The following is a 15,409-nucleotide window of genomic DNA, read 5'->3' as shown; positions in this document are numbered from 1 at the left end:
GCGCTTTCCTCACTTCGCCGCGGTCGAGACCCGTGCGGCGGACGGCGCCGGCGGTGCGCCCATCACCACCTTGCTGGCGTTCACCGGCGCGCCCGGGAAGAAGATCTTCTGCAGGCCGGCGACGATGATCCTGTCGTTCGGCGCGAGCCCGGACTGCACGATGCGCAGCCCGTCGGCCATGCCGCCGAGCGTGACGTCCTTGCGCAGGGCGTCGTGCTTCGGTCCGACCACATAGACGTACTTGCGGTCCTGGTCGGTCATGATCGCCTTGTCGTCGATCAGCATCGCGCTGAACTCGGCGCTGCCCTCGAGCTGCACGCGGGCATACAGACCGGGCGTAAACGCGCGGTCGGGATTCGGCACCACCGCGCGCAGGTTGATCGTGCCGGTGGCCGAGTCGACCTGGTTGTTGACGAAGTTGACCGTGCCGGAATAGGGAAAGCCCGTGTCGTTGGCGAGGCCGACGCGCACCGGATTGGCCAAGTCCGGCCGCTGGCCTTTGCGCGCGAGCGCCGCGTAGCGCAGATAGGTTTGTTCGTCCAGCTGGAAGTAGACATAGACCGGGTCCTGTGACACGACGCTGGTCAGCACGCTCTGATCGGCCTGGACCAGATTGCCGACCGTCAGCATGGCGCGGCTGACGCGCCCGGCGATCGGCGAGCGCACCTCGGTAAAGCCGAGATTGAGCTTCGCGGTGGCCAGCGCCGCCTCGGCCGCGCGCACGTCGGCGTCGGCCTGGGCCAGACCGGCGTGGCGCGTGTCGAATTCCTCGCGCGAGATCGCGTTGGCCGCGATCAGCGTCCGCGCGCGCTGGTCCTGCGCGCTTGCCAGTTGCGCCGCCGCGCGCGCGCGTTCGAGCTGCGCCGCCGCGCTGTCGTAGGCGGCCTTGTACGGGCGCCGATCGATCACGAAAAGCAGATCGCCGGATTTGACCTCGTCGCCTTCCTTGAGCGCGATGCGCTCGAGGTAGCCGCTGACCCGCGCGCGCACCTCGACCGCGTCGGTGGCGGCGATGCGGCCGGTGAATTCGTCCCACTGGCGCACGGTCCTGATCACGACCTGAGCCGCGCTGACCTCGACTGGCGGTGGCGCCCCCGTCTGCGCGCTGCCCTTGCTGCAAGCGGAGAGCATGGCGGCCATCGCGGTGGCGGCAAAAAAGGAAAATCCCGCGCGCAACAGCGCGCAATAACGCTGGGAGTCAGGCACGAACATCTCCTCGACTTGAAATCGGAGCAAAGTCCGACGCGCTTGGATCCACCAAGTGGGCCGCCTTTTACGCGGCGCGCGATCGGACTCGTATCGAAAGGGGAATCACGAAGCAATCTTGCGGTCAACGCCGGCGCATCGGTTACATCGATCCCGCGAGAGTTGTGCCTGATCCTGCATGCGCAAGCCAAGGGGGCGATCTGCAGCTAACCCGATGGAGTGCGAAGTTCTCGTCCGGCTTGCGGGTCCGAACGATGGGTTCCCGGCACCGATGGCTGGTTTCGGAACTGAAACAACTTCCGTGCTTTTGTCTCGACCTCGTGTGCCAAGGGAAGGGCAAACCGCATTCAAATCATTCGGTTACCCGTGCATGGCATGGACGATGCTTGCTCGCGCAGATGGAGCCGGAACTCGACGCGACCCGACCAGCCTGGCATCGGCAAAGCGCGCGTCGCCGGCAGGGCTTCGCTCAACGCAGGCTCCATTAGCGCTGCACACGACTCCGTGGCTCATTCCGGAGCGGTGCGACTGCAGCATCCAACGACGAAGGCATACGAGGGCTAATCGGCTTCCCGGAGAAGAACATGCTCACGAAACTGAAATCGGAAATCCTGATACCGCTTCTCGGCATTCTGCTCGTCATGGTTCCTGGCTTGCCCCAGGCAGGAACGGTATCGCCTGCGCGACTCGTCACCCAGGTCGTCGACGAGCGCCAGACCGTGGAATTGCCCGGCAATCTCCGTCAGGAGGCAACGGCCGGCAACGATCGCGGCCGGGTCGACGACAACCTGGTTCTGGAACACATGCAGTTGCTGCTCAACCGCCCGGCGGAAACCGAAGCCGCGCTCGATCGGTTCCTCGACCAGCTCTACGACCCGACGTCACCCAACTCCCACCGCTGGCTCACCCCGGAACAGTTCGGGGCCGCGTTCGGTCCCGCCAGGGAAGATGTGGCCGTGGTCACGGATTGGCTGGGCCGGCATGGCTTTACCGTCAACAACGTGCAGAAGAACGCGATGGTGATCGATTTCTCGGGAACGGCCGAGCAGGTTCGCAGCGCGTTTCAGACCGAGATCCACAAGCTCGATATCAACGGCATTGCCCACCTCGCGAACATGAGCAACCCGCGCGTTCCACTGGCGCTCGCCGGTATCGTGCGCGGCGTCGTGTCCTTGCATGACTTCACCCCCCACGCGAACTTCAAGCCAAGGCGGGCTTATACGTTCACATCGATGCTGTCGACATACAACGCAGTCGTCCCGGCCGATCTTGCGACCATCTACAACCTGCAGCCGCTGTTCTCGGCCGGAATAACCGGCAAGGGGCAGACGATCGCCGTCATCGAAGATACGAACGTGTACAGCGTTGCGGACTGGACCGCATTCCGCTCGACCTTCGGCTTGTCCAGCTATGCAACAGGCTCGTTGTCGCAGGTCCATCCCGGCAATTGCGGCGACCCCGGTGTCGTCGCCGGCAACGAGATGGAAGCCGAGCTCGATGCCGAATGGGCTAGCGCGGCCGCCCCGGGCGCAGCCATCGTGGTCGCGTCGTGCAAGGACACCAGCACCACGTTCGGCGGGCTGATCGCACTTCAGAACCTGCTCAACAGCGGGAGTGCGCCGGCCATCGTCAGCATCAGCTACAGCGAATGCGAGGCGGAGAATGGCGCGGCCGCCAACGCGGCCTACAACGCCGCATATCAGCAGGCCGCCAGCCAGGGCGTTTCCGTGTTCGTGGCGGCCGGCGACGAGGGGGCAGCCGGCTGCGATCCGAATGCAGCGAGCGCCACGCACGGCATCGGCGTCAACGGCCTTGCGTCGACACCCTACAACGTGGCGGTCGGCGGCACCGACTTCGGCGACACGTACGCCGGGACGAACTCGACCTACTGGAGTTCGAGCAACAGCTCGACCTACGGCTCGGCGCTGTCGTACGTCAACGAAATCCCGTGGAACGATTCCTGCGCGAGCACGCTGCTCGCCGCAGCAAACGGTTACAAGACGACGTACGGGCGTGGCGGCTTTTGCAACAGCCTGTACGGCGTGCTGTTTTATCAGACCACGGCAAGCGGCAGCGGAGGACCAAGCGGCTGCGCCACGGGTGTCCCGCGCCTGCAAGGCATCGTCGGCGGCACATGCAAGGGCTACGCGAAGCCATCCTGGCAGACGTCGCTCGTCGGCAATCCGTCCGACCTCGTGCGCGATCTTCCGGATGTTTCGCTATTCGCCGCCAACGGCACATGGGGGCACTTCTACGTGTTCTGCGACTCCGACACCGCTGACGGCGGCGTCGCCTGCACCGGCGCGCCGAGCGGCTGGGCGGGGGCGGGCGGGACGTCGTTTGCGTCGCCGATCTGGGCTGGATTTCAGGCGCTCGTCAACGAGAAGAAGAACGCCAGCCAAGGGAACCCGAATCCGGTGCTCTACCGGCTCGCGAAAACCGAATATGGGGCTGGCGGCAGCAGCAGCTGCAATTCGAGCAACGGAAGGAATGTCGGCAGCAGCTGCATTTTCTATAACGTCACGCAGGGCGACATGGACGTGAACTGTACGGGATCGACGAACTGCTATCGCGCGGGCGCCGTCGCCGGCGTGCTCTCGACGGCGAGCAACAGCTACCGGAAAGCCTTTGGCGCCGGTGTCGGCTGGAACTTCGCGACCGGCATCGGCACCGTCAATGTGACGAACCTGGTGAACAATTGGTGAAATGCGGGTCGTTCGACTGCTGCGGAATTCGGTCGCGGATCCCGCGATGCTCGCGCTGGTCAATCCGAAGCGTACGAACCGTTGCTCCAGCGCGGATTGACAAACCGAGAGCGCTTCATTGAGCGGCAGTATTGAACAGGCTGGGGTGTTGGATGCGATCTGGATTGTCGGTGCCGGCTCACGTGTGTTACAAGGTAGCCGCGCGTCCGGCGCAGGCCGGAGACGTCATCTACAACCAGGCTTTCGTGGAGCTTTCAGAACATGGCAACAGGTACCGTCAAGTGGTTTAACGATACGAAGGGTTTTGGGTTCATCACGCCGGACGACGGCGGCGATGACCTGTTCGCGCACTTCTCCGAAGTTCAGGGAAGCGGCTTCAAATCCCTTCAAGAGGGCCAGAAGGTCAGTTTTGACGTCAAGCAGGGGCCCAAGGGAAAACAGGCAGCGAACATCAAGCCGGTGTAAGGTTTCCACGCCGCGAACGCGGCCCGTCAGCGCAGCGATCAGCCCGATGCATGATCGCTGCAGGTCTGGAGCAGGGCGTCGAAAGAGGCGCGCCTCCGCCCTGGCTCAACGCTCGAGAAAGGGCCGCAGCTTGTCCGCGCGACTGGGATGCATCAGCTTGCGCATCGCCTTGCTCTCGATCTGACGGATCCGCTCGCGGGTCACGTCGAACTGCTTGCCGACCTCTTCCAGCGTGTGATCGGAGGTCGTGTCGAGCCCGAATCGCATCCGCAGGACCTTGGCCTCGCGTGGCGACAACGCGTCGAGTGCTTCATCGATCGCGGCGCGCATGTTCGCGTGAATCGCGGCGTCAGCCGGTGAACTCGCCGAGGCATCTTCAATCATGTCGCCGAGCGTCGCGTCGGCATCGTCGCCTACCGGCGTTTCGAGCGACACGGGTTGCTTGGCGATCTTGAGGATGCTGCGCACTTTCTCCTCGGTCATCTCCATACGTTTCGCGAGAACCGCGGGATGCGCTTCCTGCCCGGTCTGTTGCAGGATTTCGCGCGAAATCCGGTTCAGCTTGTTGATCGTCTCGATCATGTGGACCGGCACACGAATGGTCCGCGCCTGATCGGCGAGCGCACGCGTGACAGCCTGCCGGACCCACCAGGTCGCGTACGTCGAGAACTTCCAGCCGCGCCGGTATTCGAACTTGTCGACCGCCTTCATCAGGCCGATATTGCCTTCCTGGATCAGATCCAGGAACTGCATGCCCCGGTTCACGTATTTCTTCGCGATCGAGATGACAAGGCGAAGATTCGCTTCGATCATCTCGCGCTTGGCTTGCCGCATCTTCAACTCCGCGGCACTCATCTGACGGTTGATCTGCTTGAGCTGCTGGAGCGGCAGCGAGACCCGCGACTCGATGTCGACGAGCTTCTGCTGCCCGGCCTGGATGGCAGGCAGATGTCGCTCGAGCGCCGCGCCAAACTGCCGCGAAGCCGCCGCCGTGCGGCTGGTCCATTCAAGGTCGGTCTCGTGGCCCGGGAACGACTCGACAAACGCGTCGCGCGGCATGCCGCAACGGTCGACAGCGATCTCCAGGATGCTGCGCTCGATCGCCCGAACCTCGGTCACCTGTTCATGCACGCTGGCACACAGGCGGTCGATCGTCTTGGCGGTGAAGCGGATCGGCGCGAGCTCGCGCTGGATGTCCGCGCGCATTTGCGCAACGGCTGCGGAACGCGCTTTGCCAGTAACGGGCGCATCCGGCAATTGCTCGAACAGTGCGCGCACGCGCGCGAAAATCGCAAGACTGTCGTTCGTGAGTGCTTCGAGGCGGGCTGCGTTCGCTTTCTCCGAATCGCCGGCGTCCGCGTCAACGTCGTCACCGTCCGCGTCATCGTCGGCGGCGTCTGCTTCCACCTCGACTTCGTCGGATTGCGGCGTCGCTTCGCTTTCGTCCGTATCGTCGCTGATGCCATCGACCAGTTCGTCGATACGCAGTTCGCCGGCAGCGATGCGGTCCGCATCGGCAAGAATCGTCGACACGACCGACGGGCACGCGGCGATCGCCTGAATCATGTCCTGCAGGCCGCTTTCGATACGCTTTGCGATCTCGATTTCGCCGGCGCGGGTCAGCAGTTCGCTGGCACCCATTTCACGCATGTACATCCGGACCGGGTCGGTCGTGCGGCCGAACTCGGAATCGACGGTCGACAGTGCCGCTTCCGCTTCCTCGTCCGCCTGATCGTCGGATGCGACCGCAGCCGTGGCGTCGTTCAACAGGAGCGTCTCCGCGTCCGGCGCCTGCTCGTAGACGGCCACCCCCATATCGCTGAACGTGCTGACGATCGTTTCCATCGCAGCGGTTTGCGCAAAATTGTCGGGCAGGTGATCGTTGATGTCGGCGTGGGTGAGGTAGCCGCGCTCACGGCCAAGCGCGATCAGCGCGCGCATCTGGCGTTGGCGTTCCTCGTCCTGGCGCGCCAGCGACGCGACGTCCAGTGGTGTTGCGGTGCCCTGGGGCTTGCCCTTTGGGGCGCTGCGGGTGGTCTTTGACGTGACCGTGGTCACGCTGGATGTTGCGTCGTCGCGAACTGGATTTGCCAATACATTCTCCTCGACAGGTTGGCCGACGATCGTGGCGGACGCGACGGGCTGGTCAAACCTGTCGGGGTGCGAACGGAATCGTGGGACGGCGCACGGACAGTCGAGGCCGGAATGCCTCTCACGGGTTCTGGTGCGCGCAGAATGGGGAACCGGAAATTATACCGGACGCCGTTGTGCGACGCAACATCAATATTGATATGCTAGAGCGGCCCTGTCATGCCGGAAGGCTGGCATGTGCGTGAACGGCGTGGCGACTTGTCATGCCGGCAGCGCCTGAAAGGCGGGATAGTCGGTGTAGCCCTCCGCTGTCGGGCCATAGACCGTCGGCCAGGCGACTTCCGCAAGCGGCGCATCGATGGCGAAGCGCGCCGGCAGATCCGGGTTGGCGATGAAAGGGCGACCGAATGCGACCATGTCGACCAGCCCCGCGTCGATCAGCCGATTGCCGCGCGCACGATCGATATCGACGTTGGCGATGATGTTGCCGCGATAGGTGTCCCGGAAATGGCGGAACATGCCATCGCCGGCCAGCGCAGCCAGAGGTGTCGCCGACAGGTCGGCCATTGCGCCCATCAGCAGCAGATGGGAAAGGTCGAAATCGTTGAGCCGGCCGATCACGTATTCGGACGTGGCAAGGGTTTCATCGGTCGACGCGAACGCCCCTGTTTCGGATGTCGCCGGCCCCGTCTTGATTCCCGTTCGGTGTGCGCCGACGGCGTCGGCCACCGTCTCGAGGACCTCGAACAGGAAGCGTGCGCGGTTCTCCGTCGAACCGCCGTATTCGTCCGTGCGCAGATTGGTGCGGACGTTGAGGAACTGGTTGAACAGGTAGTGGTACCCGCCCTGGATCTGCACGCCGTCGAAGCCGGCCGCGATCGCGTTGCGTGCTGCCCGGCCGAAATCGGCGACGGTGCGACGGATTTCGTCTTTTTCCATCGGACGCGGAACGACAGTGTCCTTGCGGCCGGATGCGGTGACGCTCTGCTGCTGCGGGTTGACCGCGGAAGCGGACAGCGGCGCCTTTCCGGCGTGGAAATCCGGATGCCCGAGTGAACCGGTATGCCAGAGTTGCGCGACGATCCGGCCGCCCGCACGGTGCACGGCATCCGTCACCACGCTCCAGCCGCGCACCTGCGCGTCGCTCCACAATCCGGGCACGTCTGCCCAGCCGACCGCATCGGGGCTCACGAAAACCCCCTCACTGACAATCAGTCCCGCCGACGCGCGTTGTGCATAGTAGTCGGCATGCAGGCGGGTCGGGGCCTGCTCCGGATTGGCCGCGCGCATGCGCGTAAGCGGCGCCATGACGACGCGGTTGGGTAACGAGAGGTTGCCCAGGCGAATCGGCTCGAGCAAGGGCTGGTTGCTTGGGTTGTTCATGAACTTTTCCTGCGAAGTTTGAAGGATGTACTGCGGGCGGCTTGGACAAGCGCGCGCCGTCGAAAGTGGCGCCGGCCGCCCTGTACGCGCCGGATCTCCCGGCACGCGTTGCCGTGTCGGCACGACCGTCGGGGCCGACGCACAGCGAGTGCTATTCAGTGTGGAAATCGATGCTGCGAAAGTCGATCGACACCAGCAAGGGCTCGTCGACCTTTTGTCCCGCATCGTCGTAGGCAAAGACCCGCCGCGACATCGGGACCATGACACCGCGTACGTTGCGGTAGTCGGACGCATAGTTGGCGCCTCGCGCGCCACCCATCACGTCCACCGTATAGTCGTGACGGCGCAGCAGCCCGTCTTCACCGAAGTAGGAAACCTGCTCGCGCGCGTGGCTGGCGATCGAATCCGGGAACGTGACCTTCAGACGTCGCCACACTTCGCCGTTCTCCTTCCATTCGGGCAGCTCTTCCGTATGGAAACCGGGGAGCGTGTAGAGAAACGGAATGGTCAGGTATGTCCAGAGTGCGTAGCCGGTAAAGTACAGCGCATGCAGGCGGTCCCATCGGGTTTCCTGGGTATGGCCTCGATACGCCGTTCTCGGCGCGCTCCGCTCCTCGGTGGCACGGGCGTCTGCCGGGTCGATACGCACGGCATCCGGCGTGAACGTGCCTTGCCAGCCACCCGCCTGCGACGTGATCGCGACGTGCTGGCGCCGCAGGTCGGCGGCCAGTTCGATACCCTGGAACATGTCGGGTTGGCCTTTCAGGTGCCAGACGGCTCCGCCGATATCGAGTGCTGCCGACAGGTGGCGGAGCTTCGCCCAGTTGTCGATTCCGCCATGCGCCTGCACGGCCTGCTCAAGTAGTGTGCTCATTGCGTCGTCCTCGTGTGGAGCGGCGTTTCGCAAGCGTTACCGCTCGTCGGCGAACTTGTCGCCGAACATCGGATAGCCGCCGGCGGATTCGCTGCGCGGCGCTTCGTTTTGCAGCACGTCCCAATGCTCGACGAGCTTCCCGTCCTCGATTCGCAAGATGTCCGCGGCGATCAGCGCGGTGGGTGTTGCGGAGTTGGTGTATCGGCTGTGCACCCAGACGAAGTCGCCGTTGGCAGCAACCATGTCGTATTCGAAACGCATGTCGGGTAGCGAACGCACGAGGCCGAACAGCCCGTCGCGTCCGGCCGGAACGTGCTGGCTGTGCTGGACGTAGGCGTCCGACCAGAACCGGGCCGCTTTCTCGTAATCCTTCTTGTTGAACAGTGTGTCAAGCGCGTCGAGTACGAGCGCGATGTTCTTCTCTTCAAGTGCTGTAGCCATGATGTGAACTCCAACGGTTGATGGTGTTGCGTTACCCGTTCGCGATCTCGTCGAGCAGCGCGTTGCGGCGCCCCGCGACGATGAGCTTGTTGCCACGCTGGTGAAAGGCTTCTGCCAGCGCGCGGCCGATGCCCGACGTGCCGCCGGTGATGAACACGGTGTTTCCGCCGAGTTTCATGATGAGCTTTCCTTACTTGTCAGGATGTGAGTCAGAGCACTTCGAACACGCTGTAAACCGGCCCGCCGCGAAAGCGATGGCCGGTGCCGACGGCGACGATGCGATTGAGCCAGTCGTAGCGGCCGGCGGGTGCCTCGAACGTCGGTGCGATGCGGAAGTAGTAGTGCGCGGGGTCGACGTCCTCGCCGCTTTCGAGGCGGCGGATGACGTCGGGCGGCCCATGGCGCACGCCGCCATATCGCATGGTGATGGCCGCACCGTCGTCGGTAGTCAGCACGAGCCGCACGTCCAGCGTGACGCTGCCGTCGCTTCTGACGACCTGCCAGTCGCTGCTTCCGTCGATCACGTGGCCGGAAAGCCTTTCACCTTCAAAGCGTCCGGAAGGCACAATACCGATCCTGCGGAACGGGCCCGGCGTCGCACCGACGACGACGAGCGGCTTCACGTCGAGTGCCATGACGAAGAGCGGGCGCGTGCGCACCGTTTGCAGGACGTCCGGCAGCGCATCGAATGCGGGAAGCGGGTTCATGTTGATCGGCTCCTGGATTTGTCTCGTGTTCGGGGTCATCGGCTGCCCGAAAGGTGTCGCTGGAGAAAACCGCCGGCCGCGAGCAGCGTGGGCGCGTGCGTTGCGATGCCGGCGCGCGTCGTGTTCGAGTAGCGGGCGCATTCCGTGGGGACGCCCGCGGCGATCAGCGACGCGGCGTAATGTTCGGCTTCGACATGCAGCGGGTCATGCTCGACGCTGGCAATGAACGTCGCCGGCAGATGGGCAAGGCGGCGCGATTCGAGCGGCGCGGCGTACGGATGGACGCGTTGCGCGAGCTTCGGCAGATAGGCGCGGTAGCTGGCCGCCAGCGTGTCGATCCCGGGTGCCGCATGAGTCGTGTCGCGACCGATGCGGGTCATGCTGGGGTCGAGCAGCGGCGCGAGCAGCACCTGGGCACGGATGCCTGGGTCGCCGCGGTCGCGCGCGATGGCGGCGACGCAGGTAGCGATATTCCCGCCGGCATCGTGGCCGGCAACGGCCACCTGCCGCTTGTCCGCGCACACGCCGCCGGCTTCCGACCGGACCCACTGCAACGCGCGATGCGCGTCTTCGACGGCATTCGGAAAGGGAAACACCGGGGCGAGCGAGTAGCCGACGGACAGCACCCACGCGCGTACGTGCAGCGCGAGCGCTTCGCACACCGCATTCGTGTCGTCGAGCGAGCCGGCGGTGAACAGGCCGCCGTGGAAATAGAGGATGATCGAGAGCCGGTGCTTCTGTGCCGACGGTCTGAAGCTGCGCATCGCAATCGGCTGGCTGTAGCCGTTGATGCGAACTTCCTCGATCAGCAAACTCGAATGGGAAACGGTAGACATGCCATTCAACGCGCAGCGTTCTCGCTTGCAGGAACAATGCACGAATTCTGGTCGTTACCGCCGGGCCGATAAATCCTGGGCTCGCCCCAACAGTGTTCTCTGAAAGAGAACAATGCTGCATCCTTACCCGGCAACGCTCGCTTACGCGATCGGCTCCTCTTCGTCGCCGGCAAGGTCGAGCGCGTCGCCGTCCTGGACTTCGATGCTCGTCGGGCGGCACCGCGCGTCCGTCTCAGGGGTGCTGGACATCAACGGGTTGTTGCGAAACAGTTCGGCGATCCAGTCGACGAACGCGCGGACGGTCGCGGAGAGGTGGCGATTGTGCGGATAGACGGCGGAAATGGGCAGCGGCGGCGGCTTCCATTGCGAAAGAACCTCGACCAGCTCGCCCGATTCGAGGTATGGCAGCGCCATGAAGCGGGCGCCCTGGACGATGCCGAGACCATTCAGCGCGCCGCGCAAATAGGCCTCCGCGTCGTTTACCGCGATGGAGCCGCGCATCTTCACGTCGACCATCTTGCCGTCGATCTCGAACGTGAGCGGCATGATCCGGCCCGTGCGCCCAAAGTAGTAGTTCACCGTGCGGTGATTCGCGAGCTCGTCCAGCGTGAGCGGGGCGCCCGACTGACGGAGATACCCGGGGCTCGCGACGGTGACGGCCTGATAGATGCCGACGCGTCGTGCGACGAGCGACGAATCCTGCAACGTGCCGATGCGCACCACGCAGTCGATGCCTTCCTGCACGAGATCCAGCGGCTTGTCGCCGAGGCCGAGCATCAGGTCGATTTCCGGAAAGCGCGCGTGAAAGTCGCTCAGCGCCGGCATGACGATGAGGCGCCCGAGTGCGCCGGGCATGTCCACCCGCAACTTGCCGCGCGGCGATCGCTCTTTGCCGAGGAACGAGCTCTCGATGTCGTCGATGTCGGCGAGGACGCGCACACATCGCTCGTAATAGGCGGCGCCGTCCGCCGTGAGGTTCAGGCTGCGCGTGGTGCGCTGCAGCAGACGTGTTTTCAGGTGCGCTTCGAGGCTCTGGACGATCACGGTCACGCGTCCCCGTGTCAGGTTCAACGTGTCGGCCGTGCGCGTGAAGCTCTTCGTTTCCACGACGCGGGCGAATACTCTCATCGCCAGCACGATATCCATTGGCCACACCTCATCAGAACCACGCGTTGAAAATGCAGACGGCCCCCGACGCGCGCCACGCGCGTGGGAGGCCGGAAACATGGCGGGGCCGCAGAGGCGCCGACCGGTGTTGCGGCGCACCGTTTCGGCGCGGTCGCGAGACCGTCACGCCCAGCGCGCAGTCTAAACCGCGGCGGCAAATGCCGCCATACGCGGGCGGGACAGGCGGTTAGCCGGTTGCGGAGCCGGCGGCGGCATGCAGTCTCATGCCGCGACGGGCTCCTCGTCGTATGCCGGGTAGTCTGTGTAGCCGGCGTCGGTGCCGCCGAAGAACGTCGATCGATCGTACGCGTTCAGCGGCAAATTGCGACGCAGACGTTCGGGCAGGTCCGTGTTGGCGATGAAGTGCCGGCCGAACGCGACCAGGTCGGCGTCGCCGGACTGCAGGATCGCTTCGGCGCCGTCGCCGTTGAAACCGCCCGCTGCGATGATGGGGCCGTGGAAGTGCGCGCGGAGCATTTTTGCGGCGACCGGGTGCTGGGCGCGCGTCTCGTTCTCCGCGGCGCCGGCGATGCGCGGCTCGATCAGATGCAGGTAAGCGATGCCGAGCTTGTCCAGCTCCGAAGCCACGTAGGTGAACAACGCTTCCGGGTCGCTATCGGACATGTCGCCAAACGAGCCGCTCGGGCCCAGGCGGACCGCGACCCTGTCCGCGCCCCACACCGAGATCACTTCGCGTGCGGCGTCGAGCAGCAGGCGGGCGCGGTTGGCAAACGAGCCGCCGTATGCGTCGGTGCGCTTGTTGCTGCCGTCCTGCAGGAACTGGTCGAACAGGTAGCCGTTCGCGGCGTGGAGCTCCACACCATCGAAGCCCGCCTTCGCGCCGCGTTCGGATGCTGCGCGAAAGCGCTCCACGATGCCGGGGATTTCCGCCGTTTCCAGTGCGCGGTTCGGCGTGTTGGGCACCCATCCCGCGTCCGTGTGGGCGACGCCGCCATGGGGCACTTCGGACGGCCCCACGGGGCGACCGCCATCGGGCTGCAATTCGGCGTTCGACTGACGGCCCGCATGGTAGAGCTGCAGGAAGATTCGGCCGCCCTTGGCGTGCACGGCGTCGGTCACGGCCTTCCAGCCCGCGATCTGGCTATCGTCGTAGAGGCCGGGGGCGCCAAGATAGCCGTTGCCGTTCGGCGCGACGATGGTGGCTTCGCCGATCAGCAGGGCACCGGGCGAGGTGCGCTGCGCGTAGTACTCGGCCATGAGCCGGCCGGGGCGCGCGCCGCTTTCGGCACGCATGCGGGTGAGGGGGGCCAGCACGACGCGGTGCTCAAATTCATAGGGGCCGACCGCGATTCTTGAAAAGAGCCTGGACATTTTCATTCTCCACGACAGGGAATTCGGAAAGGAACCGGATGAAGACCGTTGGACCACGCCGGCAACCGGGCCTGCTGGGCGCCAATGTAGAGGCCGGCGCGCGCAAGAAAAACGGCCCGGCGGTTGACTCACTTCGGACACGGCTGTCCGCAATCGCCGATTCCTGGATCACGAATCTCGCCGGCCATTGTTCTGGTGCGGAGAATTGTCATGTCCTTGCTCGGGGATTTATCCGCCAGACGGTCATTCCGATAATTCAAGCCAACCTGACGGGCGTGTTGCGGATCGAACCTCGCCGCGCGTGATCCTTCCCCCGGGTCGGATGAAGAGTGGAAGCCGGACGCAGGTATGTCCCGCGCCGGAACAGCACGAGCATGTCGGCCGTATCGCGGTTTCGGCATGAGATCGGCGTCGACACGCATTTCCGAAAGAGCAGAGGCAAGCATGGAATTCAATTTCGAACAGGTCGATGCGAAGCAGCGCTACAAGCTCCTTGGCGCGTCGGTGACGCCGCGGCCGATCGCATGGGTATCGACGCTCGGCGAACGCGGCGAACTGAATGCCGCGCCGTTTTCGTTCTTCAATGCGTTTGGTGAAGATCCGCCGATTCTCGGTTTCAGCATCCTGCACCGCTCGGGCACGGACCTGAAGGACACCGGAGCGAATGTCCGACGCGAGCAGGAGTTCGTCGTGAATCTCGTGGGCGAATCGAACCTCGAGATGATGAACGTCACGGCCATCGATTTTCCGCCGGATCGCAGTGAATTCGTCGAAGCGGGGCTGGTACCGGCGCCGTCGAGCAAGATCCGGACGCCACGCATCGCGCAGAGCCCGGTTTCATTCGAGTGCCGGCTGTTCGATATCGTGCCGCTCGGGCCGTCGCGTTCGCTCGTGCTCGGCCGCGTCGTCGCGATGCACGTCGTGGACGAGGCCGTGATGGACTTCGAGCAGGGCTACATCGATACGCGCAAGCTGCGCCTGATCGGTCGAGGCGAAGCCAACACCTATGTGCGTACCGCCGATGTCGTTCATCTGCCGGCGATTCCGCTGCAGAACTGGATCTCGCAATCGGCCGAGGCCCGGACCAGACAAGACCAGGATCCTGGCACGCGTGCGGAGATGGGCGCTCGTTCGGCAGCCGCATGACCGCGCTTTCTGGAGGTGCCGCGTGACGATCCGGATGGACGCCGCTTCGAAGGGCTCGATGCCACATGACTTGCCCGCTCCGAACGGCCGGTCGGGCGGCGCGATGGACCGCATGAGCGGCATCGCGATCTTCACGCGCGCGGCGGAAACGCTGAGCTTTTCGGAGGCGGGACGACAGCTCGGGATTTCTGCGTCGGCGGTCGGCAAGGCGGTCGCGAGGCTGGAGGCGCGCCTCGGTCTTCGGCTGTTTCATCGAAGCACCCGTAGCGTGCGCCTCACGCCCGAAGGCGAACTCTTTCTGGCGCGCTGCCAGCGCATCCTTGGCGAGATCGTCGAGGCGGAATCCGAACTGGCCGTTTCGCGCGCGACGCCCACGGGCCGCCTGCGCGTGAGCGTTCCGCGGGTCGGCATGCTGTTGATGCCGGCGCTCGCGGCATTCATTCGCACGTATCCGGACGTGCAGCTTGACATCGACTTCAGCGACCGCATCGTGGATGTGATCGAGGACGGCTTCGACGTGGTCCTGCGAACCGGCGAGGTCGTCGATTCGCAACTGACCATGCGCACGCTCGGCCATTTTTCGCATGTGGTCGTGGCCTCGCCGGCGTACCTCGCGGAGCATGGGGTGCCGGCCGCGCCTGAAGACCTCGCCGCGCATGCGTGCCTGCAGCATCGCTTCTCGCGCACCGGACGCCTGCGGCAATGGTCGTTCGTGCGCGATGGCGCATCGTTCGAGGTCGAGCTTCCTGCCACGGCGATCGCGAGCGCGGTCGAGCCGCTCATCGCGCTGGCCGAGCAGGGGCTGGGCTTTGCGAGCGTGCCGGACTTTTCGGTGCGCGCACAGCTGGCCAACGGGTCGCTCGTCGCCGTGCTGCGAAACTTCACGGCCGACCGCCATCCGTTTCGCGCGCTTTGGCCCTCGGGGCGCATGATGCCGCCAAAGGTGCGGGTGTTCGTCGATTTCCTGAACCAGCGGCTTTTTCCGGACACCGGCGACCACGCGAACCCGTTGCACCACACGGACAGCGGGGCGAGCAGCTTGCTGTAACGCGCCAG

The 15,409-nt window shown here is 64.8% G+C and carries 14 protein-coding genes and 1 pseudogene; 5 read left to right on the top strand and 10 right to left on the bottom strand.

What is annotated here, in order from left to right:
• Nucleotides 1-9: 9 nt before the first annotated feature.
• Entirely contained in the window at nucleotides 10-1,140 is a 1,131-nt protein-coding gene (locus tag ACV229_RS09480; protein ID WP_448083008.1) for an efflux RND transporter periplasmic adaptor subunit, read from the bottom strand.
• A gap of 650 nt (nucleotides 1,141-1,790) precedes the next feature.
• Between ACV229_RS09480 and ACV229_RS09475 the strand changes: the two genes are divergently transcribed.
• Together ACV229_RS09475 and ACV229_RS09470 are read left to right on the top strand one after the other, a co-directional pair.
• Entirely contained in the window at nucleotides 1,791-3,911 is a 2,121-nt protein-coding gene (locus ACV229_RS09475; RefSeq protein ID WP_448082856.1) for a S53 family peptidase, read from the top strand.
• Between the two features lie 261 nt (nucleotides 3,912-4,172).
• The gene (locus ACV229_RS09470) at nucleotides 4,173-4,376 is read left to right on the top strand and encodes a cold-shock protein (protein ID WP_448082855.1); all 204 of its coding nucleotides are present in this window, start codon (nucleotides 4,173-4,175) and stop codon (nucleotides 4,374-4,376) included.
• Between the two features lie 105 nt (nucleotides 4,377-4,481).
• Here ACV229_RS09470 and rpoD read toward each other — a convergent pair whose 3' ends face one another.
• The 9 genes and pseudogenes from rpoD to ACV229_RS09425 form a co-directional block, all read right to left on the bottom strand.
• The gene (gene rpoD / locus ACV229_RS09465; RefSeq protein ID WP_448082854.1) at nucleotides 4,482-6,470 is read right to left on the bottom strand and encodes an RNA polymerase sigma factor RpoD; all 1,989 of its coding nucleotides are present in this window, start codon (nucleotides 6,468-6,470) and stop codon (nucleotides 4,482-4,484) included.
• A 258-nt stretch (nucleotides 6,471-6,728) separates the two neighbouring features.
• Complete coding sequence (locus ACV229_RS09460) at nucleotides 6,729-7,850, bottom strand: alkene reductase (RefSeq protein ID WP_448082853.1); 1,122 nt, start codon at nucleotides 7,848-7,850, stop codon at nucleotides 6,729-6,731.
• A 151-nt stretch (nucleotides 7,851-8,001) separates the two neighbouring features.
• The gene (locus ACV229_RS09455) at nucleotides 8,002-8,724 is read right to left on the bottom strand and encodes a hypothetical protein (RefSeq protein ID WP_448082852.1); all 723 of its coding nucleotides are present in this window, start codon (nucleotides 8,722-8,724) and stop codon (nucleotides 8,002-8,004) included.
• A gap of 36 nt (nucleotides 8,725-8,760) precedes the next feature.
• Nucleotides 8,761-9,165 (bottom strand): nuclear transport factor 2 family protein, encoded by a 405-nt coding sequence (locus ACV229_RS09450; protein WP_448082851.1) that lies wholly within the window; start codon nucleotides 9,163-9,165, stop codon nucleotides 8,761-8,763.
• A 40-nt stretch (nucleotides 9,166-9,205) separates the two neighbouring features.
• Nucleotides 9,206-9,343, bottom strand: a pseudogene (locus ACV229_RS09445) (SDR family NAD(P)-dependent oxidoreductase); the annotation flags it as partial.
• 31 nt (nucleotides 9,344-9,374) lie between these two features.
• Entirely contained in the window at nucleotides 9,375-9,872 is a 498-nt protein-coding gene (locus tag ACV229_RS09440; protein ID WP_448082850.1) for a DUF3237 domain-containing protein, read from the bottom strand.
• A gap of 35 nt (nucleotides 9,873-9,907) precedes the next feature.
• The gene (locus ACV229_RS09435; RefSeq protein WP_448082849.1) at nucleotides 9,908-10,708 is read right to left on the bottom strand and encodes an alpha/beta hydrolase; all 801 of its coding nucleotides are present in this window, start codon (nucleotides 10,706-10,708) and stop codon (nucleotides 9,908-9,910) included.
• 141 nt (nucleotides 10,709-10,849) lie between these two features.
• A complete protein-coding gene (locus tag ACV229_RS09430) occupies nucleotides 10,850-11,854 on the bottom strand; it encodes a LysR substrate-binding domain-containing protein (RefSeq protein WP_448083007.1) in 1,005 nt (334 codons plus the stop codon).
• Between the two features lie 243 nt (nucleotides 11,855-12,097).
• Nucleotides 12,098-13,207, bottom strand: a complete 1,110-nt coding sequence (locus tag ACV229_RS09425; RefSeq protein WP_448082848.1) for an alkene reductase — start codon at nucleotides 13,205-13,207, stop codon at nucleotides 12,098-12,100.
• A gap of 38 nt (nucleotides 13,208-13,245) precedes the next feature.
• Here ACV229_RS09425 and ACV229_RS09420 point away from each other — a divergent pair, with 38 nt between their 5' ends.
• The 3 genes from ACV229_RS09420 to ACV229_RS09410 all read left to right on the top strand — a co-directional run bounded on the left by ACV229_RS09420 (nucleotide 13,246) and on the right by ACV229_RS09410 (nucleotide 15,401).
• The gene (locus tag ACV229_RS09420) at nucleotides 13,246-13,512 is read left to right on the top strand and encodes a hypothetical protein (RefSeq protein WP_448082847.1); all 267 of its coding nucleotides are present in this window, start codon (nucleotides 13,246-13,248) and stop codon (nucleotides 13,510-13,512) included.
• A 139-nt stretch (nucleotides 13,513-13,651) separates the two neighbouring features.
• The gene (locus ACV229_RS09415; RefSeq protein ID WP_448082846.1) at nucleotides 13,652-14,353 is read left to right on the top strand and encodes a flavin reductase family protein; all 702 of its coding nucleotides are present in this window, start codon (nucleotides 13,652-13,654) and stop codon (nucleotides 14,351-14,353) included.
• Between the two features lie 22 nt (nucleotides 14,354-14,375).
• Entirely contained in the window at nucleotides 14,376-15,401 is a 1,026-nt protein-coding gene (locus tag ACV229_RS09410) for a LysR family transcriptional regulator (protein WP_448082845.1), read from the top strand.
• The last annotated feature ends 8 nt before the right edge of the window (nucleotides 15,402-15,409 follow it).

This window comes from Burkholderia sp. MR1-5-21 (genome assembly GCF_053427715.1).
The sequence above is the reverse complement of the archived record's forward strand: the minus strand, read 5'-3'. Positions and strand labels throughout refer to the sequence as shown.